The sequence below is a fragment of the Microbacterium sp. FW305-3-2-15-F-LB2 genome (assembly GCF_058787255.1).
In genome coordinates, this window is record NZ_JBYSZO010000001.1 from 1,324,145 (window position 1) to 1,343,675 (window position 19,531).

General features: G+C 70.4%; 27 protein-coding genes. 14 read left to right on the top strand and 13 right to left on the bottom strand.

Annotation, left to right across the window (positions count from 1 at the left end; translation table 11 throughout):
* Positions 1-15: 15 nt before the first annotated feature.
* Positions 16-651 (bottom strand): aa3-type cytochrome oxidase subunit III, encoded by a 636-nt coding sequence (ctaE, locus tag AC3WLZ_RS06380; protein WP_412924254.1) that lies wholly within the window; start codon positions 649-651, stop codon positions 16-18.
* A gap of 169 nt (positions 652-820) precedes the next feature.
* On the opposite strand from ctaE, the gene trpD reads away from it, so the two are divergent.
* Entirely contained in the window at positions 821-1,882 is a 1,062-nt protein-coding gene (trpD, locus tag AC3WLZ_RS06385) for an anthranilate phosphoribosyltransferase (RefSeq protein ID WP_492469487.1), read from the top strand.
* 2 nt (positions 1,883-1,884) lie between these two features.
* Entirely contained in the window at positions 1,885-2,877 is a 993-nt protein-coding gene (locus AC3WLZ_RS06390) for a PHP domain-containing protein (RefSeq protein ID WP_492470949.1), read from the top strand.
* A gap of 2 nt (positions 2,878-2,879) precedes the next feature.
* Here AC3WLZ_RS06390 and AC3WLZ_RS06395 read toward each other — a convergent pair whose 3' ends face one another.
* On the bottom strand, positions 2,880-3,797 hold the full coding sequence (locus AC3WLZ_RS06395; protein WP_492469488.1) for a 5'-3' exonuclease: 918 nt from the start codon (positions 3,795-3,797) through the stop codon (positions 2,880-2,882).
* Positions 3,798-3,878: 81 nt separating this feature from the next.
* Between AC3WLZ_RS06395 and AC3WLZ_RS06400 the strand changes: the two genes are divergently transcribed.
* The 4 genes from AC3WLZ_RS06400 to AC3WLZ_RS06415 all read left to right on the top strand — a co-directional run bounded on the left by AC3WLZ_RS06400 (position 3,879) and on the right by AC3WLZ_RS06415 (position 6,174).
* Entirely contained in the window at positions 3,879-4,277 is a 399-nt protein-coding gene (locus AC3WLZ_RS06400; protein WP_492469489.1) for a YchJ family protein, read from the top strand.
* 73 nt (positions 4,278-4,350) lie between these two features.
* Positions 4,351-4,734, top strand: a complete 384-nt coding sequence (locus AC3WLZ_RS06405; protein WP_412924260.1) for a PPOX class F420-dependent oxidoreductase — start codon at positions 4,351-4,353, stop codon at positions 4,732-4,734.
* Between the two features lies 1 nt (position 4,735).
* Positions 4,736-5,401: an SDR family oxidoreductase gene (locus tag AC3WLZ_RS06410; protein WP_492469490.1), complete on the top strand. Its 666-nt coding sequence runs from the start codon at positions 4,736-4,738 to the stop codon at positions 5,399-5,401.
* Positions 5,398-6,174 carry an isocitrate lyase/PEP mutase family protein gene (locus AC3WLZ_RS06415; RefSeq protein ID WP_492469491.1) on the top strand — a complete coding sequence of 259 codons (777 nt, stop codon included), beginning with the start codon at positions 5,398-5,400 and terminating at the stop codon, positions 6,172-6,174. Before AC3WLZ_RS06410 ends, AC3WLZ_RS06415 begins: the two co-directional genes overlap by 4 nt.
* A gap of 6 nt (positions 6,175-6,180) precedes the next feature.
* On the opposite strand, the gene AC3WLZ_RS06420 is transcribed toward AC3WLZ_RS06415, so the two are convergent.
* From AC3WLZ_RS06420 to AC3WLZ_RS06430, 3 genes are read right to left on the bottom strand one after another with little or no spacing between them, the layout of a single operon-like run.
* The gene (locus AC3WLZ_RS06420; RefSeq protein WP_412924264.1) at positions 6,181-6,837 is read right to left on the bottom strand and encodes an LON peptidase substrate-binding domain-containing protein; all 657 of its coding nucleotides are present in this window, start codon (positions 6,835-6,837) and stop codon (positions 6,181-6,183) included.
* A gap of 59 nt (positions 6,838-6,896) precedes the next feature.
* The gene (locus AC3WLZ_RS06425; RefSeq protein WP_492469492.1) at positions 6,897-7,952 is read right to left on the bottom strand and encodes an FUSC family protein; all 1,056 of its coding nucleotides are present in this window, start codon (positions 7,950-7,952) and stop codon (positions 6,897-6,899) included.
* Between the two features lie 26 nt (positions 7,953-7,978).
* A complete protein-coding gene (locus AC3WLZ_RS06430) occupies positions 7,979-8,347 on the bottom strand; it encodes a winged helix-turn-helix transcriptional regulator (protein WP_492469493.1) in 369 nt (122 codons plus the stop codon).
* Positions 8,348-8,438: 91 nt separating this feature from the next.
* Here AC3WLZ_RS06430 and AC3WLZ_RS06435 point away from each other — a divergent pair, with 91 nt between their 5' ends.
* The gene (locus AC3WLZ_RS06435) at positions 8,439-9,296 is read left to right on the top strand and encodes an SDR family oxidoreductase (RefSeq protein ID WP_492469494.1); all 858 of its coding nucleotides are present in this window, start codon (positions 8,439-8,441) and stop codon (positions 9,294-9,296) included.
* Between the two features lie 79 nt (positions 9,297-9,375).
* Here the strand turns inward: AC3WLZ_RS06435 and AC3WLZ_RS06440 are convergent, their stop codons facing one another.
* On the bottom strand, positions 9,376-9,720 hold the full coding sequence (locus AC3WLZ_RS06440) for a DUF2834 domain-containing protein (RefSeq protein ID WP_492469495.1): 345 nt from the start codon (positions 9,718-9,720) through the stop codon (positions 9,376-9,378).
* Positions 9,721-9,795: 75 nt separating this feature from the next.
* Here AC3WLZ_RS06440 and AC3WLZ_RS06445 point away from each other — a divergent pair, with 75 nt between their 5' ends.
* The 3 genes from AC3WLZ_RS06445 to AC3WLZ_RS06455 all read left to right on the top strand — a co-directional run bounded on the left by AC3WLZ_RS06445 (position 9,796) and on the right by AC3WLZ_RS06455 (position 11,738).
* A complete protein-coding gene (locus tag AC3WLZ_RS06445; protein ID WP_412924269.1) occupies positions 9,796-10,137 on the top strand; it encodes a TraR/DksA family transcriptional regulator in 342 nt (113 codons plus the stop codon).
* A 28-nt stretch (positions 10,138-10,165) separates the two neighbouring features.
* Complete coding sequence (locus AC3WLZ_RS06450; protein ID WP_492469496.1) at positions 10,166-10,381, top strand: SCO4848 family membrane protein; 216 nt, start codon at positions 10,166-10,168, stop codon at positions 10,379-10,381.
* 112 nt (positions 10,382-10,493) lie between these two features.
* Entirely contained in the window at positions 10,494-11,738 is a 1,245-nt protein-coding gene (locus AC3WLZ_RS06455; protein ID WP_492469497.1) for an MFS transporter, read from the top strand.
* Here AC3WLZ_RS06455 and yidC read toward each other — a convergent pair.
* Together yidC and AC3WLZ_RS06465 are read right to left on the bottom strand one after the other, a co-directional pair.
* Positions 11,723-12,451 (bottom strand): membrane protein insertase YidC, encoded by a 729-nt coding sequence (gene yidC / locus AC3WLZ_RS06460; RefSeq protein ID WP_492469498.1) that lies wholly within the window; start codon positions 12,449-12,451, stop codon positions 11,723-11,725. The genes AC3WLZ_RS06455 and yidC overlap by 16 nt on opposite strands.
* Before the next feature lie 85 nt (positions 12,452-12,536).
* Positions 12,537-12,824: a DUF6412 domain-containing protein gene (locus AC3WLZ_RS06465; protein ID WP_412924273.1), complete on the bottom strand. Its 288-nt coding sequence runs from the start codon at positions 12,822-12,824 to the stop codon at positions 12,537-12,539.
* Between the two features lie 65 nt (positions 12,825-12,889).
* Between AC3WLZ_RS06465 and AC3WLZ_RS06470 the strand changes: the two genes are divergently transcribed.
* Complete coding sequence (locus tag AC3WLZ_RS06470; protein WP_412924274.1) at positions 12,890-13,399, top strand: glycine cleavage system transcriptional repressor; 510 nt, start codon at positions 12,890-12,892, stop codon at positions 13,397-13,399.
* On the opposite strand, the gene AC3WLZ_RS06475 is transcribed toward AC3WLZ_RS06470, so the two are convergent.
* Positions 13,383-13,775 carry a DUF3054 domain-containing protein gene (locus tag AC3WLZ_RS06475; RefSeq protein WP_492469499.1) on the bottom strand — a complete coding sequence of 131 codons (393 nt, stop codon included), beginning with the start codon at positions 13,773-13,775 and terminating at the stop codon, positions 13,383-13,385. The two genes, AC3WLZ_RS06470 and AC3WLZ_RS06475, sit on opposite strands and share 17 nt — an antisense overlap.
* A 111-nt stretch (positions 13,776-13,886) precedes the next feature.
* Between AC3WLZ_RS06475 and AC3WLZ_RS06480 the strand changes: the two genes are divergently transcribed.
* A complete protein-coding gene (locus AC3WLZ_RS06480) occupies positions 13,887-14,318 on the top strand; it encodes a VanZ family protein (protein ID WP_492469500.1) in 432 nt (143 codons plus the stop codon).
* A gap of 41 nt (positions 14,319-14,359) precedes the next feature.
* Here the strand turns inward: AC3WLZ_RS06480 and AC3WLZ_RS06485 are convergent, their stop codons facing one another.
* Both AC3WLZ_RS06485 and AC3WLZ_RS06490 read right to left on the bottom strand, forming a co-directional pair.
* The gene (locus AC3WLZ_RS06485) at positions 14,360-15,442 is read right to left on the bottom strand and encodes a sensor histidine kinase (RefSeq protein WP_492469501.1); all 1,083 of its coding nucleotides are present in this window, start codon (positions 15,440-15,442) and stop codon (positions 14,360-14,362) included.
* Positions 15,435-16,103, bottom strand: a complete 669-nt coding sequence (locus AC3WLZ_RS06490) for a response regulator transcription factor (RefSeq protein WP_412924278.1) — start codon at positions 16,101-16,103, stop codon at positions 15,435-15,437. Before AC3WLZ_RS06490 ends, AC3WLZ_RS06485 begins: the two co-directional genes overlap by 8 nt.
* Positions 16,104-16,154: 51 nt before the next feature.
* Between AC3WLZ_RS06490 and AC3WLZ_RS06495 the strand changes: the two genes are divergently transcribed.
* Positions 16,155-16,667, top strand: a complete 513-nt coding sequence (locus AC3WLZ_RS06495; RefSeq protein ID WP_412924279.1) for a metallophosphoesterase family protein — start codon at positions 16,155-16,157, stop codon at positions 16,665-16,667.
* 81 nt (positions 16,668-16,748) lie between these two features.
* Entirely contained in the window at positions 16,749-17,348 is a 600-nt protein-coding gene (locus tag AC3WLZ_RS06500; RefSeq protein WP_412924280.1) for a M15 family metallopeptidase, read from the top strand.
* Positions 17,349-17,415: 67 nt separating this feature from the next.
* On the opposite strand, the gene AC3WLZ_RS06505 is transcribed toward AC3WLZ_RS06500, so the two are convergent.
* Entirely contained in the window at positions 17,416-18,510 is a 1,095-nt protein-coding gene (locus AC3WLZ_RS06505; RefSeq protein WP_412926118.1) for a fatty acid desaturase family protein, read from the bottom strand.
* Between the two features lie 252 nt (positions 18,511-18,762).
* Positions 18,763-18,966 carry a cold-shock protein gene (locus AC3WLZ_RS06510; protein WP_026095524.1) on the bottom strand — a complete coding sequence of 68 codons (204 nt, stop codon included), beginning with the start codon at positions 18,964-18,966 and terminating at the stop codon, positions 18,763-18,765.
* Positions 18,967-19,531: the final 565 nt, after the last annotated feature.

Sequence of the window (19,531 nt, forward strand, 5' to 3'; positions counted from 1 at the left end):
TGGGGTACAGCTCTCTTACTTCAGGAAGTAGATGACGAAGAACAGTGCAATCCAGACGACGTCGACGAAGTGCCAGTAGTAGGACACGACGATCGAGGTGGTCATCTCTTTGCGACCGAAGTTCTTCACGGCGTACGCCCGGCCGATCACGAGCAGGAAGGCGATGAGGCCGCCCGTCACGTGCAGGGCGTGGAAGCCGGTGGTCAGGTAGAAGGCCGACGCGTAGGGGTTGGCGCTGATGGGCATGCCCTCGGTCACCAGCGTCGCGTACTCCCACACCTGACCCGACACGAAGATCGCGCCAAGGATGAAGGTGAGGTAGAACCACTCCACCATTCCCCACTTGGCCAGACCGACTCGCTTGCCGGTGCGGTACGGCTGGTACCGCTCGGCGGCGAAGACGCCCATCTGGCACGTGACCGAGGACAGCACGAGGATGATCGTGTTGACGGTCGCGAAGGGGACGTTGAGCAGCTGCGTCTCTTCGGCCCATAGGGGCGCGGACGTGCTGCGCAGAGTGAAGTAGATCGCGAACAGGCCGGCGAAGAACATGACTTCGCTGCCCAGCCACACGATGGTGCCGACGGCGACCGGATCGGGCCGCTTCACGGCACGCACGGCCTGGGAGTACGTCGCTGGGGTCGTCACCATCCCATTATGCGGGATCCAACGCGGCGATATTCCCATCTCCCGCTGGAGTTATTCCATCGTCGAGACTTAGGGATACCTAAGAATCCGCAAGGAATCCCCGGTGCGGAACGGGTTCTCCAACCGTGCCCCACGACCGAGGACGACACGCCGTGTGTGGAAGGATCGTGGCATGGCGGAACCCTTCACCTGGCCCGATCTGCTCACCTCTCTGCTGGAGGGTCGCGACCTCAGCGTGTCGGAGTCGACGTGGGCGATGCGTCGCGTCATGGCGGGCGAGGCGACACCCTCTCAGCTGGCCGGCTTCCTCATCGCGCTGCGCGCGAAGGGCGAGACGGTCGAGGAGATCGTCGGGTTCCGCGACGCGATCCTGGAAGCCGCCGTACCGCTGCCCGTCCGCGCCGAAGTGCTCGACATCGTCGGCACCGGCGGCGATCGCTACGGCACCGTCAACGTTTCGACGATGGCGGCGGTCGTGGCTGCGGCATCCGGAGTCCCCGTCGTCAAGCACGGCAACCGCGCCGCCAGCTCGGCCTCCGGATCCTCCGACGTGTTGTCCTCCCTCGGTATCGCGCTGACCCTCGACCCTGACGCCGTGGCCGCGACTCTCGAGCGCACCGGCATCACGTTCGCCTTCGCCGCCGCATTCCACCCGGGATTCCGTCACGCGGGCCCGACGCGTGCCGAGCTCGGCGTCCCCACGGTGTTCAACTTCCTCGGTCCGCTGTGCAACCCTGCCCGCGCCGAGGCCAACGCGGTCGGGGTTGCGCATCTCGATCGGGTCCCGCTCATCACGGGCGTCTTCCGCACGCGCGGGGCGACGGCCCTAGTGTTCCGCGGCGACGACGGACTCGACGAGCTCACGACGACCGGGCACAGCCGCATCTGGGAGATCAGCCGGGGCGACGTGCACGAGCACGATCTGGATCCCCGGGATCTCGGCATCCCCCTGGCCGACATCGACGACCTGCTCGGTGGGTCGCCCGATCATAACGCCGAGGTCGTGCGACGGACGCTCGCGGGCGAGACCGGGGCCGTGCGCGACATCGTCCTGCTCAACGCGGCTGCGGGGCTCGTGTCGTACCGGTTGTTCCAGGATGCCGCCGAGGTGCAGCGCCCGATCCTGGAGCGCCTCGCCGAGGCCATGTCCGACGCGGCGGCGGCGGTCGACGATGGTCGTGCGCTGAAGAAGCTGGACGAGTGGGTGGCGACGACCCGCGAGCTGGCGGGCTGAACATGCACCCGCTCGACGCGCTCACCGAGATCGCGTACCTGCTCGAGCGGGAGAGATCGTCGCGCTACAAGTCGAAGGCGTTCCGCACGGCCGCCGCGGCCATCGACGGACTGAGCGACGAGGAGCTGCGCGATCCCGGGCTGCGCCGGCGTCCGGGCATCGGAGACTCGACGTTCGCGGTGATCCGCGAGGCGCTGGACGGCGGTGTGCCCGAGCGCTTGGCGGTGTTGCGCGCAGCGGCAGGGGTGGTCGGCGGGGGAGAACTGCGGGCGGCGCTCCGCGGCGATCTGCACAGCCACAGCGACTGGTCGGACGGACTGACGCCGATCGAGCCGATGGTCGAGGCCGCGCGGCGGCTGGGGCACGAGTACCTCGCGCTGACGGATCACTCGCCTCGGCTCACCGTGGCCAACGGGCTGTCGCCCGCGCGGCTGCGTGAGCAGATCGAGATCGTGCGCGGATTCTCGGACGATCGCTTCTCGCTGCTGACGGGCATCGAGGTCGACATCCTGGATGACGGCGGTCTCGACCAGGAGGACGCCCTGCTTCGCGAGCTCGATGTCGTCGTGGCATCCGTTCATTCGAAGCTGCGCATGGAGGCGCCGGCGATGACGCGTCGCCTCGTCGCGGCGGTCGGTGATCCGCGGGTGAATGTGTTGGGCCACGTCACGGGGCGACTCGTGGAGGGCTCACGCGGGACACGCCCGCCATCGGAGTTCGACGCGAGAGCGGTGTTCGCGGCGTGCGTGGCGTCGGGGGTAGCCGTCGAGATCAACTCGCGTCCCGAACGCCAGGACCCGCCGGACGATCTGCTCGCCCTCGCCCTGGCGGAGGGATGCCTGTTCTCGATCGACTCGGACGCGCACGCGCCGGGCCAGCTGTCGCTGCTGGATCATGGCGCGGCCCGCGCCGAGGCGGCGGGCGTGCCGGCCGAACGCATCATCACGACGTGGCCTTTGCACCGGCTGCGAGAGTGGCTCGCGCGCGACCGCTGACGTCAGCGGCGCAGGGCCGCGACGGCTCGGGTCATCGACGTACCGAGGTTCCACCGCTCGGCCAACTTCGCGGCGGCCTCGGCGCGGGCGTCGTCGACGAGGATGCGGTCATCGGTCGGGACGAGGTCGAGGTCGCGCGCGACCCGCACCACCGTCGGCGCCACGTCGAGGTACTCGCCGGCGGCCAGGATCTTGGCCCGTTGGGCGGGGGTTCCCGCGGTGCCGTCGGCGGCGGCGGCCCGGATGCCGTCGAGGTCGCCGGACGCGGCCAGCAGCGCCGCGGCAGATTTCTCGCCGATGCCCGGGACACCCGGCAGCCCATCGGAGGGGTCACCCCGCAGGGCCGCGAAATCGGCGTATTGACTCGCGCGGATTCCGTAGCGCGCCTGGACGGCTGCGTCATCGATGATCTCGAGGTTGCTCATTCCCCGGGCGGTATAGATGACGCGCACGGCGCGCTCGTCGTCGACGAGCTGGAACAGGTCGCGGTCGCCGGTGACGATGTCGACGGGGGCGTCGGCGTGGGTGGCGAGTGTGCCGATGACGTCGTCCGCCTCGTGGTCGGCGGCGCCGACGATCGAGATACCGAGCGTTTCGAGCGTTTCGCGGATGAGCGGGATCTGCGCCGTCAGCGCGGGCGGGACCTCTTCGACGTCGGGCGCGCCGTCGACGGTCTGCACGACTCGGTGAGCCTTGTACGTCGGAAGCAGATCCACCCGCCACCCCGGCCGCCAGTCATCGTCCCAGCAGGCCACGAGCCGCGTCGGTTCGTAGGTCGTGCCGAGCTTGGCGATGATGTCGAGCAGACCCCGCACGGCGTTGACGGACGTGCCGTCGTCGGCCTTCACCTTGTCGGGGACGCCGTAGAACGCGCGGAAGTACAGCGACGCGGTGTCGAGAAGCATGAGGCGGTCAGACATGCCGGGCCCTTCCGGCGATGATCATGGCTCGCCTCCGCCCATCGTACGGACCGCGACGTGCGGAGAACCTAGAGTGACGGGGTGTCCTTCGGCGCTCGCTTCCTCCGACCGTCCGCGGCCGCGCCCTGCCCGTGCGGGCGCGCGGTGTTCGGCGAATGCTGTGGGCCGCTCCTGGACGGCGCCCCGGCGCCGTCGGCCGAACGTCTCATGCGGTCGCGGTACACCGCCTTCGTGGTCGGCGACGCCGACCACCTCGTCCGGACGTGGCATCCGCGTACCCGGCCGACCGAGATCGCTCTCGACGACGACACGGTCTGGGAGGGGCTCGTCGTCGACGAGGCGGTCGAGGACGGGGATGCCGCGGTGGTCGTGTTCCGCGCGTCGTGGCGGCGCGAGAGCGAGCAGGGTGTGCTCTCGGAGCGGAGCAGGTTCGCGCGCCGCGGAGGTCGCTGGGTGTACGTCGACGGTGACGTCGGCTGACCCCGTCAAGCCCGGCTCCGGTGTCGGAGGCGGTGCGTAGGCTCGCGAATCGACACCCGATGAGAGGACACGCATGATCCCCGATGCGCTTCGCGATCTGCTCGAGAATCCGAACTACGGTGCGCTGGGCACCGTTCGTCCCGACGGATCGGTGCAGGTCAATCCGATGTGGTTCGAGTTCGACGGCGAACATCTGCTCTTCACCCACACGACGACGCGGCAGAAGTATCGCAACCTGCAGGCGAACCCGTCGATGAGCCTCATGGTCTTCGACCCCGATCAGCCGTACCGCTACATCGAAGTGCGCGGACGCCTGGTGGACGAGGTCGCTGATCCCGAGGGAGCGTTCTACGTGCGCCTCGGACAGCGCTACGGCAACCCCGCGCAGCAGGCGCCGCCCGACCGGGCGCAGCGCGTGATCCTGAAGATGTCGGTCGAGAAGGTCGGAGGGCAGTGACATGGAACGCATCGTGATCATCGGTGGGCACGGCAAGGTCGCCCTGCATCTGGCGGGTCTGCTGGCCGAACGCGGCGACCAGGCGATCTCTGTCGTCCGCAACCCGGATCACCGCTCCGACGTGGAGGAGGCGGGCGGTCAGCCGCTCGTACTCGACGTCGAGACCGCGGATGTCGACGATCTCGCCGCGGCCTTCGACGGCGCCGACGCCGTCGTGTGGTCGGCCGGCGCGGGCGGTGGCTCGGCGGAACGCACCTACGCGGTCGACCGCGACGCCGCGCAGCGCGCGGTCGACGCGGCCGGCCAGGCCGGCGTGCGGCGGTTCGTGATGGTGTCGTGGATCGGCTCGACGCCGGACCATGGCATCCCTCGGGACGACCCGTTCTTCGCGTATGCCGACGCCAAGCTCGCGGCCGACGATCACCTCCGCGCGAGCGACCTGGACTGGACGATCCTCGGCCCCGGCACCCTCACGCTCGACCCGCCGACCGGACGCATCACCACGGCGCCCCAGGGGAAGGCCGAGGTCGGCCGCGCGGATGTGGCGGCCGTCGTGGCGGCGACCCTCCTGCAGCCGGCGACGATCGGCCGCTTCATCCGTTTCGGTGCGGGCGACACGCTGATCGCCGAAGCCCTCACCGACATCCCCGAAGGAGAGAACGAATGACCGCCCTGTCCCCGAAGGCCGAGGCCCTCGCCGCCCTGCACCACGCGCCCGAGATCCTGCGGGTGGTGAACGTATGGGACGTCGTGTCGGCCCGCGCCGTCGCCGACCTTCCTCAGACACGCGCTCTCGCGACCGCCGGTCACTCGATCGCCGCGACGTTCGGGTACGAAGACGGCGAGAAGATCCCGCTCGATCTCATGCTCGACATGGTCGGGCGCATCGTCGCCGCGGTCGATGTGCCCGTCTCGGCCGACCTCGACTCGGGGTACGGCAACCCGGGCGAGACCGTCCGCCGCGCCATCGGTGTGGGCGTCGTGGGTGCGAACGTCGAGGACCGCATGCAGCCGCTCGCCGATTCGGTCGCTGCCGTCGAAGCGATCATCGCCGCGGGGCAGGCCGAGGGCGTCCCGTTCGTCCTGAACGCGCGCACGGACGCCGTCCTGAAGGGCGGCGACCGTCCGCTGCAGGACAAGCTGACGGATGCCATCGAGCGCGGCCGCGCCTACCTCGCCGCCGGTGCCACCACTGTCTTCGTGCCGGGGTTGCTCGATGCGGACTCCACCCGGCGGCTCGTCGACGGGATCGGGGAACGCAAGGTGAGCGTCATCGGCGTCCCGGGCGCGCTCACCGCGGCGGAATACGAAGCCCTCGGCGTCGCACGGATCTCCTACGGCCCGCAGACCCAGCGTGTCGCACTCACCGCCCTGCAGGACCTCGCGATCGACCTGTACGCCGACGGGGTCATCCCGTCGTCGGTGCGCGCGCTGAACTGAGGGGTCTCAGTCCTCGACGTCGTCATCGGGATCGTCCACGACCACGATGACGCCGTCGGGGATCGGGTCGCCCAGCAGCGGTTCGGCCGCGATCGTGAGGTCGATGGTGGCGCGCAGCAGTCCGCCCATCGTGGGCGAGCGCAACAACTGCATCTGATCGAGTTCCCCGAGCGGGGCGATCGCGGCGACCTGCCAAGCGCGCTCGAGCGGCTCCTCCGACAGCTCCACCTCGGGGTCCCATCGTGTCGCACCGAACTCCCGAGCACGTCCCAGGACGCGGCGGACGATGCGTTCGGCCTCCTCGAGGAGGGGCGCGAGCGCGTCGTTCCATTCGAGATCCGGGAGGGGACGCACCTCGGCCCGCGGATAGGGGGCGTCGTCGAGCCACTCGACGATCTCGAACCGCTCGGCGCCGCGGGCGACGATCGACATCTGCCCGGCCTGCGGCACGACGTGGCTGAGACGCGCCATCGTGCCGAGCGCGAAACGCTGGTCGCCGCCACCGGTCTCGGTGCCGCGCTCGATGAGGACGACGCCGAACTCCGGGTCCGCTTCGTCGAGCAGCATGCCCAGCATGACGAGGTAGCGCTCTTCGAAGATCCGCAGCGCCAACGGCGTGTGGGGGAAGAGAACGGCTCCCAACGGGAACATCGCGGTACCCATGGCTCCAGTCAACCAGCGCTGCGGGGGACCGGGGTCGTCACGGGAGGTTTCGCCGCCGTTCAGGGCGATTCGTCGCGAAGCGTCTCGTGAATCCGGTGGAGGTCCATCAGCAGCGAGCCGATCAGGACCCAGTGCTCGGGCGAGGGCGTCCGGATCTGAAGGGGCCGCGTCAGCGCGGGCTCCTCGGCGACCGGCTCGCGTTCGCTGCCCGGGTCGAGCGCGAAATCGAGGCGCACGTCGTGCGCCGCGCGGTGCAACTGCTCGGCGATGGCCCGGACGGACGGATCCTCGACGATGGACGACGTGTAGCCGTCGTAGACGGCGCGCGTCATCCCGACCGCCTGCGTCACGACCGGGGAGAACCGATCCAGCCGCGCCTGCATCTCGGCGAGGTCGGCACGGTGACGCGAGCTGCGCGGATTGAGCGAGAGGGAGTCCGCCCCGTCGCCGATCGCCTCGGCCGCGGCATCCCGGACGGGGCGCAGCAGGCGCGCCTCGAGCAGGAGCCCCTCGAGCGATTCGCGAGTCTGTGGGCTCTCGAGGGCGTCGGCGAGACGTTCCAGGGCCGCGGCGAGTTCACGGCCGAGGATGCCGAGCTTCTGGCGCGCCGGCGGGACGAGCACCGGCGGAACCAGCACGGTGTTCACCACGATGCCGATGATCGCTCCGATCACGGTCTCCACGACGCGGTCGAGCGCGTAGTTCGGTGTGGCCGTCCCGAGGGCCAAGACGAGCACCGCGCTGATCGCGACCTGGTTGGTGGCGCCGGGCGACATCCGCAGGGCCCACGCGACGAGGAGGGAGATGGCGCCGGCCAGCAGGATGACCCACGTCGGGGAGCCGAGAACGATGCCGAGCACCGACGCGATGACGACGCCGACGATCACGCCCACGCTCCGCTCGACGGCGCGCGTGAACGACTGGTTGATGCTCGGTTGGACGACCAGCACCGCCGCGATCGCGGCGAAGATCGGCGGAGGACCCGGCACGAGGATGTCGGCGACGATCCAGGCGGCGATCATCGCCACCGCCGATTTCGCCACCTGGAGGAACGGTCCGCGGCGCGCGGAACGGAAGCTCAGGCTTTCGCTCGGGAGTCGCAGCGGGAGGCGCATGAATCGAGCGTAGGACGCGCCGGCGCTCAGGACGGCCGGTCCAGCATGCCGGCGGCGTTGTCGGCGACCCATTCCATGAGCGGCAGGACTCGCTCCATGAGGTCACGTCCGAGGTCGGTCAGGGCGTACTCCACCCGAGGCGGCACCTCCGGGTAGGCGGTGCGCCGGACGAGGCCGTCGGCTTCGAGCGTCTTGAGGGTGCTGGCGAGCATCTTCTCGCTGATGCCCGTGATGTTGCGGCGGAGCTCGCCCCAGCGTTGCGTCCCGTCGGACAGGCCGACGAGGACCAGCACGCCCCACTTGCCCATCACGTGGTCGAGGACCGTCCGAGTGGGACATCCCTCCGTGAAAACTTCGGGACGCTCGGCGCGGATTTCCGCGAGACTCACCATCACGTGAGTACCTAACCACTAAGTGGGTACCGTCATTCCGGAATGTGCCCCTCCGAGACGCGTTGGTTTCGACATACCAACGAAAGGACACCCCATGACCCTCCTCGTCTCCGCCGCCACCGGCCACCTCGGACGACACGTCCTCGACGCCCTCCTCGAGCGCGGCGTCCCGGCATCCGACATCGTCGCCGGCGTCCGCACGCCCGCCAAGGCGGAGGACATCGCCGCGCGCGGCATCCGCGTCGTCGAGTTCGACTACGTCCGTCCCGAGACCCTCACCGCCGGGCTCGAGGGCGTCACACGCGTTCTGCTCATCTCGGGCACCGACGCGGACCGCGCCACCGGCCACCGCAATGTCATCGAGGCCGCGCGGGCCGCGGGCATCGAGCGCCTCGTCTACACCAGCGCCCCGCGCGTCGACGAGATCGAGTACGCGCTCGGTGCCGATCACCTCGCCACGGAGCGCGCGATCGCCGAGTCGGGAGTGGATGCCACCATCCTCCGCAACAACTGGTACAACGAGAACTACCTGGACGCCGTCTCTCGCGCCGCGGACTCGGGCGTCATCGTCGCCGCCGTCGGTGACGGGCACGTCGCCAGCGCGAACCGCCGCGACTACGCCGAAGCGGCCGCCGTCGCCTTGACCACCGACGAACTGCGCGGTCAGACCCTCGAGCTCGCCGGCGATGTCGCGTGGACGTACGACGCGCTCGCCGCCGCTGCGTCGGAGGTGCTCGGGCGCGATGTCGCGTACCAGGCCGTCTCGGTCGAGCAGCTCGCCGCCGGCCTCGAGCAGGCGGGGCTGGATGCCGGAACCGCGGCGTTCGTCGCCGGCATCGACGACGCGATCGCCCGGGGTGTGCTGTCGCAGACCGACGGCACGCTCGCCCGGGTCATCGGTCACCCGACGACGCCGCTCGTCGAGGGACTGCGCGCCGGCCTGAAGGGCTGACGACACCGGCGTGGGTCGCCAGGGCCTGTCGCGCAGGATCTCTTGCGGGCGCCAAGCCTGGCGACTCACGCCTGGCGACTCACGCCCTGCGGCGGGCCGTCAGCCTCCGCTCCCGCATCGCGAGGAAGAGCGGGAACGTGAAGGCGAACGCGGTCAGCCCGGACAGCACGACGTAGACCCACGCGTGCCGCATGCCTTGGCGACGTGCCTCGACGAGGATGAACACGCTGCCGGCCACGGCGACCACCAGCAGGTCGACGGTGATCGACGACACGGCGGGGCCGCTCGATACGAGGCCGCCGAAGAAGTCGGCCATCTGGACCACCGCGAGGACGTTGAAGGTCCACGTACCGACGAGTCCGAGGATCGACAGCACGAGGAACGCCGCCGCGAGCGGGGTCCAATCCTTGGTGAGAGCAGCCATGCACCGATCGTGTCGGTTGGGCCGCGAGCGATCCAGCCCCGCGCCCGTGTCGATGGTCCGCGGTACCGTCAAGGGATGGATGCCGCCCGTGCGACCGCGCTGCTCGACGAGCTCGACCGCGCCGCCGGCCGTCGGCTGCGGCACCTGACCGCCGACGCCGAGAGCCTGCGTCTCGATCGGGCGGATGCCACGGCCGACGACGAGCACGATCCCGAAGGTTCGACCCTGTCGGGCGAGTGGGCGCACGTCGATGCGCTCTCACGCGAGGCGCGCGAGGAACGAGACGAGATCCGTGCGGCGCGCGAGCGCGTGGCATCCGGCACCTTCGGTGTGTGCGAGGTGTGCGGCCAGCCGATCGCGGATGCGCGATTGGAAGTGCGTCCGACCGCGCGACGCTGCATCTCCTGCGCGATCTGATTCCGGTCCCCACGCGTAGGCTCGAGGGGTGGAACCGCTCCTCATCGTCCTGCTGTTCGCCAACGCCGTCTTCAACGCCGTCGTCTGGCCGCGGTTCTACCCGCGTATCGCGAAGGACCCGCGTGCCCGCGACGCCGCGGGCAAGCCCACGGCGTTCCTGATCGTGCACACCGTGTTGATCGCGATCGCTCTCGTGCTGGCGCTCGTGTCGGTGATCGCGGCGATCGCCGCCCTCGTCTCCTAGGCCGACGCGCGCGGAGGTTCGGTAGAATCGGGATGCGGGTTCGCCCGCCGCACCTCGTGCATCTACCTACCGGACCGGCAAGGCGGCACCGCCCCCTGCCCCGGAGATCCCCATGCACCACCCCGTTCCCACCGCCACGCACCGCCCCCTGATCCACCACACGGGCCTCTGGTATTTCCCGGTCGCCTTCGTCGCCCGGCTGCCGTTCGCGATGATGACGGTCGGTGTCCTGGCCCTCGTCGTGTCGGTGCGCGGCTCGGTCGCGCTCGGCGGCCTCACCTCGGCGGCCGTCGGCATCGGCGTGGTCGTCGCCGGCCCCATCCTCGGTGATCTCGCTGACCGCTTCGGGCAATCGCGCGTGCTCGTTCCCACGGGCCTGGCCAATGGCATCCTTCTCGCCCTCTTCCCGGTCGTCGTGGGCTCGCCGGCCGCCGACGGGTTCGTGCTCGCGACGGCCGTCGCGATCGGTCTCACCGGTCCGCAGACGGCGGCGATGTCGCGCAGCCGGGTCATGGCGCTGATCGGCGCGCGGGTCGTCCCCGAGCGGCGGGAGCGCACGTTCTCGCGCGCGATGGCGTACGAATCCGCCGCAGACGAGACGGCGTTCGTCATCGGGCCGTTCGTCGTCGGCGTGCTCGCGGCCGTGATCGCGCCGTGGGCGCCGATCGTCGCGGCGGCCGTGCTCAGCTTCGTCTTCGTCACCGCTTTCGCGCTCCACCCCACGGGGCGGGTGGTTCCGATCGCGGCCGAGCGCGGCGACATGGCCCCCGCTCGCGACCTGCTGCAGCCGCGCATGCTGATGCTCGTGGTGGCGGTGTTCGGCGTGGGCGCCTTCTTCGGCTCGACGCTGACCTCGCTCACGGCGTTCATGGAGGCCCGCGGCGCCCCCGAGGCCGGCGCGCTTCTGTACGGAGTCATGGGCGTCGGTTCCGCGGTGCTCGCGCTCGCGGTGGCCGTCCTGCCTGCGCGGTTCGCGCTGCGGTGGCGCCTCGTGGCCTTCGCGATCGTGCTGTTCGCCTCCGCGGGGGCCTACTCGGTGGGCGGATCCGTGACCACCGTGACGGCGGTGCTGTGCCTCATGGGCATCGGGGTCGGGCCGTCGCTCGTGACCCTGTTCAGCCTCGCCGGACACCGGGCTCCGGCCGGACGCACCGCCACGACGATGACGCTGCTCGCCTCGGCGCTGACCCTCGCCCAGGCGCTGTCCTCCGCCGTCACCGGCGCGGTGGCGGAACGCGGGTCGGTGGAGACGGCGATGCTCTTCCCGGCGGGAGCAGCCCTGCTCGTCTTGGCCATGGCGGCGCTCAACGCCGTCCATGCGCCCCGGTGGGATGCCGTCCGTCACTCGATCGGGTAGAACCTCCGGAGGATCAGACGCTGCCCGAACGTCCACACCGTCGTGACGGCGAGGTACAGGCCCGCGGCGAGCGGAACGAAGAGGGCGACGACCGCGGTCGTGAACGGCAGGGCGGTGACGATCCACCCGGTCCAGGCCGGGGCGGCCGGGTCCTGCGCCGGCCGAAGGAAGCGCCGGGTCAGCTCGCCCGCCCCGGCGATCACGGCGACGACGACGCCGAGGAGGAGGAGCGTCCCGGCATCCGCCGTTCCTCCGGTGACGGCGGCGAGCAGGCTCGTCCCCAGCGGCACGCCGGAGAGGGTCTGCGCGAGCAGCGCGTTGGCGTGGCCGCCGACCTGCGCGTGCAGAAACACGGCGTACAGCAGACCGACCACGGGGGCCTGGGCCAGGACGGGAAGGCATCCCGCGGTCGGTGAGACCCCGGCGTCGCGGTAGAGCTGCAGGGTCTCGCGCTGCAGGCGTTCGGGGTTCTTGCCCCACCGCTCGCGCAGGAGGCGCAGTCGTGGGGCCAGGCGTGCGCGGTCGCGCTCCGCGCGGGCCTGCGACACCCCGACGGGGATGAGCGCGGCACGGACGACGACGGTGACGAGGAGGACGGCGAGCGCCGCGGCCGCGCCGCCGGCGACGGGGGAGAGGAGGGCGGTCAGGGCGAGGAGGCCCTGGGTGGTCAGGTCGAGCAGGGCCGCCAACGGCGGCAGGGCGAAGAGGTCCAAGGAAGTGTCCGTTCGTGGGAGCGATCAGGGCGCGATCGGCCACGAAGGGATGCCACAGCGGTGCCGTCGACGGCGCCCGGGCGTTCTACGCGGCCGGAGCCGCGCGTCCGGGAGCTCGCGGGCGGGGGTGCCCGGCGGCGTCGGGATCGCTCTGCGCGAGCGGGGCGGAGGGGTCGATGGGCCGTGTCGGTCGAGCGGGGGGAGCGCCGGTGAGGAGCCGGAACACCAGCACGGCCACGGCGACCGTCAGCACCACGGCGGCCGCCAACGCCAGGGCGAGCAGAGGTGCGGGGGAGGCGCCGCCGTCGGGGGTGAGCGCGAGCTCCGCGGTGACGAGGAGGAGGTTCAGGGCGGTCAGGAACGACGCGATCATCCCGTGCCCCCTCTCATCGGTCCAGCCCTCACGCTACCAGCGGCCCGGTGGCTACGCTTTCGAGCATGACGACTCTCGTGATCACCCTGGTCGGCGACGACCGTGCAGGCCTCGTGGCATCCGTCGCCGACATCGTCGATGCGCACGGCGGCAACTGGGAGACGAGCGAGATGGCGGAACTGGCCGGAGCGTTCGCGGGCATCGTCGAGGTGTCGGTGGCCGCTGAACGGGCGGACGACCTGCGTGCCGCGCTCGAGGCGTCCGCCGAGACGCTGCGCGTGACGGTGCACGGTCCGGCGACCGTGCGCGAGACCGCGGCGCGGACGGTGGCGCTGACCGTGATGGGCAACGACCGGCCCGGGATCGTGCGGGAGATTACCGGTGCCCTGAGCGCGCGCGGCGCGAGTATCGAGCGGATGTCGACGCAGACGACGGATGCCGCGATGGCGGGCGGCCGTCTGTTCGAGGCGTCGCTGACCGCGACGCTGGGCGAGGACGGTCGAGTCGACGACCTCGTCGAGGACCTTCAGAACCTGGCGGCGGAGATCCAGGTCGACGTCACGCTGACCGACTGACGCGGATGCGGGCCACGAGCGCTGCGACCGCACGCCAGCCGACGAGGAACAGCAGCAGCGTGATCCCCGCGACGATCACGAACGCCACCGCGATCCCCTGACCGCTGAGCGCCCGGAGCAGCAGGCCGGCGACGAGCGTCACTCCCCAGACGGGCAGTCCCGTGCGGACGGGTGAGAAGGGGCGACGCCATCCCCGACTGACGATCCAGCCCAGCAGCATCGCCGCGAGGAACGGCCACGCCGTCGTGGCGAGCCCCGAGCCGGCGGGACCGAGCACATCGCCGTCGTGCGTGGCCCGACCGATCGCGGCGAACACGACGATGAGGACGGCATCGACGACGAGGGCGAGGAGGAGCGAGCGGCGATCGGGGGTCACCGATCCATCCTCGCACCCGGGCGAGGCGTATCGCGGGTCTATCGTTCCGCGCAGACACGGACGCAACGGCCGACGCGATCGGATGGAGTCTCCGACCTCCGGAGGTTCCCCGTGCATGACCGCGATCGTTCCGCCCCCTCATTCACCCCCGCGCGCGTGCTCGTGGCGGCGTCCGTACTCGCCGCGGTGGTGGGGCTGACTCTGGCACCGCGCACCATCGCGTGGCCCGTCCGCTCCCTGTTCCTGGATGCTCTCGCTCGCCTGCCCGCCCGAGTGAGCGACGTGCTCCTGGGCGGGGACGCGGACACCGTGCTGAACGTGGCCTTCTTCGTGCCGCTCGGAATCGTGGTGGCGATGCTGCTGCCGCTGCGGTGGGCGCCGGCATCCGTTGTGCTGGGGGCCGCGGTCTCGCTCGCGGTGGAGATCGCGCAGTCGGTGATCCCGGGTCGTGTTCCCGATGCGGGTGACGTCGTGGCCAATACGACGGGCGCCCTCATCGGCACGGTCGTGGTCGTGATCGTGCGGCTTCTCGCGCGGCGGTGACTCCCGGCCTCGTACGCCCGCCCGGTCGCCCTGCACGGGAGTCAGCGCGGCAACCGCAGCCGCGCGTGGAGTCCACCGCCGTCGCGCGGCCACAGTTCGAGGGTTCCGCGATGAGCGCGCGCGATCGATGCCACCAGGGCGAGCCCGAGACCCGCGCCATCGGCTCCGGTGCGGGTGCGGCCGGCTCCCCGGACGAAAGGCTCGGGGAGTGTCGCCACGAGTGCGCGCGAGAGCGCGGGGCCGGTGTTCGCGATGTTCATGACGACCGAACCGCCGTCGGCGGCGACGGCGACACGCACCCACCCACCGGCGACGTTGTGCAGGACCGCGTTGCGCACGAGGTTCGTCACCGCCTGGCGCGCGAGCAGGGCGTCGGCATCCGCGAGGATCCCCGCGGACTCCGTCATCGCGAGATCGACGCCGGACTCCTCGGCGTGGGGGCGCTCCTCGGCGACGACCGACTCGACGAGGGCGCCCATGTCGACGGCGTCGTGCGAGAGTGCACCGCCCCGCGACGCGCGGGCCAGTGCGAGCAGAGCCTCGGTGAGGCGGATGGCGCGCTCATTGGTGACGTCGAGCCGGTGCAGAAGGACGGGCAGATCGACCGCGGCCGGGTCCGCCCGCGCGACCTCGAGCAGCGTTCGCATGGTCGCCAGCGGGGTGCGCAGCTCGTGCGAGGCGTTCGCCGCGAAGCGCTGCTGTTCGTCCAGGGTCTCGGCGACGCGGGTGAGCATCGCGTCGAACGTGTCCGCCAGATCGGTGAGCTCGTCGCGGCGCCCGTCGAGGTCGACGCGGCGCGAGAGATCACCGTCGCGGACGGCTCGCGCAACGTCGGCGATCCTCGTGAGCGGGCGAAGCATCAGTCCGGAGACGATCCATCCGCCCCCGAGCCCGACGACAGCGAGACCCGCGACGGTGAACCAGGCGTAGCGGACGAACGCCTCGATGAGGTCGCGGCGTGCGGGCGTGAAGGCGCCGCTGTCGGAGAACAGGTTGCCCTCGGGTACGAATCGCAGCACGAGGAACCCCAGCGCGAACACCGCCGCGCCGACGAGGACCACGAACACGGCGTAGCTCAGCGTGAGCTTCAGCCGGACCGAGAGACCCGGGGCTCGCTCACGCATCGGCGGGACCCATCCGGTAGCCGACGCCCGCGACCGTCTGGATGAGCCAGGGCTCCCCGAGACGCTTCCTCAGCGTCGAAATCGTGATGCGCACGGCGTTCGTGAACGGGTCGGCGTTCTCGTCCCACGCCCGCTCCAGAAGGGTCTCGGCGCTCACCACCCCGCCCCCGGCGCTCATCAGCACCTGCAGGACCGCGAACTGCTTGCGCGTGAGAGAGACGTAGCGACCGTCGCGATACACCTCGCGACGGAACGGATCGAGCCGGATGCCGTGCTGCTCGAGGACCGGTGGGGTCGAGGCGGCGGGCCGACGCGCAAGAGCCCGCAGCCGTAGGACGAGCTCGCGCAGCACGAACGGTTTCGTGAGGTAGTCGTCCGCGCCGTTCTCGAACCCCGAGGCCTTGTCGTCGAGGCGGTCGGCGGCGGTGAGCATCAGAACACGCGGGCCCGCCGGCCGGGTCGACAGGTCGCGGGCGATCTCGTCGCCGTTCGGCCCCGGGATGTCACGGTCGAGCACGACGACGTCGTACGACGTGTAGCTCAGGAGGTCGAGGGCGGTGTGGCCGTCGCTCGCGATGTCCGCGGCGATGGCCTCCAGACGGAGACCGTCACGGATCGCCTCGGCGAGGAAGGGCTCGTCCTCGACGATCAGCACGCGCATGCCGTCATCGTAGGCGGGGACGTGTATTGCGGGTGTAAGTAGCGTGGGGTCATGGCGACCCGACTGCTGCTCCTGGCCGACACCCATGTGCCCACACGCGCGCGGGTACTACCGAAGGCGGTTCTGCTCGCGGCATCCGATGCGGATCTCATCGTGCACGCCGGTGACTGGGTCGACGCGGCCGTGCTCGATGAGCTGAGCGCCCTCGGTCCGGTGCTGGGGGTGTGGGGCAACAACGATGGCGCCGATCTCCGCTCCCGGCTGCCCGAGGTGGCGCGCGCCGAGATCGAGGGCGTGCGGATCGCGGTCGTCCACGAGACCGGGCCGGCGGTCGGGCGGGAGACGAGGATGGATGCCGCCTTCCCCGACACCGACCTCCTCGTCTTCGGCCACAGCCACATCCCGTGGGACACCGTGACACCTCGCGGCCTGCGCCTCCTCAATCCGGGTTCGCCGACCGATCGCCGCCGTCAGCCCGCGTGCACGTTGATGACCGCCACCCTCGCCGACGGTGGCATCCACGACGTGCGACGGCACGAGGTGTCGCGCGCTCCCGGTCGCTGACACCCGCGACGTCGGCGCCTATCGTCCGCGTATCGCCCGCGACATACGCGACCGCAACGCCGCAGACGCTGCACTGGGGACATGGCATCCTCGTCCACCGCGTCCACCACGCGTCGCGGCCTCGCACTCCTCGCGGTCGGCGGCGGCCTCGCCGTCCTCATGATCCTCGTCGCCGTCCTGTTGGCATCCACGACCGCCTCGTCGTTCACCGCGCGCGTCGTGGCCGGCGTGTCCTTCTCGCCCACGGAGACCGACGGCGTGATCGAGGAAGGAGCGCCGCTCTCGGTCGACGACGATACCCACGTCGCGATGACGAAACTGGACCCTGCGTTGCGCGATGCCCTCCGTGATGCACAGAACGCGGCGGCCGAGGACGGCGTCGTCTTCGACGTCACCAGCGGCTGGCGCAGTGTCGCGTACCAGCGCTGGCTCCTCGACGACGCGATCCGCACCTACGGCAGCGAGGACGTGGCGCGCGAGTACGTCGCCTCTCCCGAGCGCTCCAGCCACGTCACCGGGCACGCGGTCGATATCGGCTCCCTGGACGCCCAGCTGTGGCTGATGGAGCACGGTCGCCGGTGGGGGCTGTGCCAGACCTACGCCAACGAGCGCTGGCATTTCGAGCGAGCAACGGATGCCGGCGACGAATGCCCGACGCCGCATGCAGACGCCCGCGGTTGACACGGGCGGACGAAAAGACGGCGCCGACCCCGGAATCCGGAGTCGGCGCCGACGTGTCGAGCGTGGGTCAGACGCGGCGTGCGGCCGAGGTCATGGGGCACTCGAACGGGTCACGCGCGGCCAGGCCCACCTCGTTGAGGTACCTGATGACGATGCCGTAGGACTGCAGGAGCGACGTCTCGACATACGGCACGCCCAGGGTCTCGCAGTGCTCGCGCACGATCTCGCGCGTGCGGCTGAGATAGGGCCGCGGCATGTTCGGAAAGAGGTGGTGCTCGATCTGGTAGTTCAGGCCGCCCATGAGCCAGGTCGCCCACCACCCGCCGGCGATGTTGCGCGAGGTGTAGACCTGCTTGCTGAAGAAGTCGAGCTTGGCACCGGGTGCGATGACGGCCATGCCCTTGTGGTTCGGGGCGAACGAGGCGCCCATGTACACGCCGAAGACGGCCAGCTGCACGCCGAGGAAGGCGAACGCCATCCCGACGGGCAGGAAGATGAACACGGGGGCCACGAACACGGCGAAGCGCAGGGTGAGCAGCGCCAGCTCGGTCCAGCGTCCCTTGACCTCGCCGCGCGAGAGCAGGTGACGGAACGCGAGGGCGTGCAGGTTCAGTCCCTCGAGCGTCAGGAGCGGGAAGAACAGCCACCCCTGGCGAAGCGTGATCCAGCGGCGCAGGCCGCGAGCGGTGGCGGCGTCCTCGTCGAGGAAGGAGATCGTGTCGATCTCGATGTCGGGGTCTTTGCCGACGCGGTTGGGGTTGGCGTGGTGACGCGTGTGCTTGGTGGCCCACCACGACTGGCTCATGCCGACGATGCCGTTACCGATCCACAGCGCCAGGCGGTCATTGGCGCGACCGGAGGTGAAGATCTGGCGGTGATTGGCCTCGTGAGCGAGGAAAGCGACCTGCGTGAACAGGATGCCGAGGGCTGCGGCGATGAGCAGCTGGAACCAGCTGTCGCCGAGAAGGATGAAACCGGTGATCGCTCCGCCGAAGCCGAGCACGATCGCGGCGCCGACGAGGGAGTAGAAGACGGGGGTGCGGGCGAGGAACCCGCTCTCGCGAACGACCTGCGACAGCTCCGTGTAGGCCTTGGCGATCGGGGGGAATTCGGTGGTGCCGGAATAGGTCTGACGAACGGGGCCGAGACGGGACTCGACGATGGTGGAGGCGATGAAGATGCTCCTCGCGGTGATGACCGAAGTCGGGAACCGAGGCGTTTACCCGGGCTGTGGCCCACACTACGGGGGAGTCCATAAGGGTGCCGGTATACGACCTCATGCACGGCATACTCACCGGAAGTCGACACCTCGCGGACACCGCCGCATCGTTCGTCGGGTACCGCGTTGCGGGGAACGGCGAAGGCCGGGAGCCCGCCGAAGCGGCCTACCCGGCCTTCGCTGAGGAGCGTGAGCTCAGAGGGGGCGGATGTTCGCCGCCTGCATGCCCTTGGGGCCCTGCTCAGCGTCGAATTCGACCTTCTGTGCTTCCTGCAGCTCCTTGAAGCCATTGCCCTGGATCGCGCTGAAGTGCGCGAACAGGTCGGCCGAGCCGTCGTCGGGTGCGATGAACCCGTAGCCCTTCTCGGAGTTGAACCATTTCACGGTGCCAGTGGCCATCGTGTTCTTCCTTTTTCTTTTCGGGCCGCTGTTGCGACCGTGGGCGCCGCTCCGACGCATGCGGAGCGGACGTGGGCGCCGCGCGACCGGGAGGGTCGTGCGGAGTCGGTGAACGTCGATCGCGGCGCGGGCCGCGTCGACGGAGTCGTGGATGCCGAGATCTTCGCCGCGCGGCCCCTGGGCTTCGAAGCCCTCGGGGACGGCGCCGACGAAACCGGCGTATGCCGAGTCAGCCGTCGCGACGAAAACGTCGAGATCGGCCTGTCGCCACGACAGGGGCGGGGGGAGCAGAACAGACACGCAAACTTTCCGCGACCGAGGAGCGACCGAAGGTCGCTTCCGTGCAGGTCGCGCGGAGATGAGGAGGGAATCGCATCGACAACGGCTCGGTGCCGTGCGCCCGGCATCTCAGCGATGAGGCGGACGTCGATGAAGCAAGTCCCAGAACGAATACTCCACGGTAGCACGGAACACGCCGCAGACCTAAGGGTCTCGTGAGAGCAGACCCCGACCGCGGCGTCAACCGGTAGCGGGCGGCCGTTCCAGAGGCTGGGCTGAAGCCGCC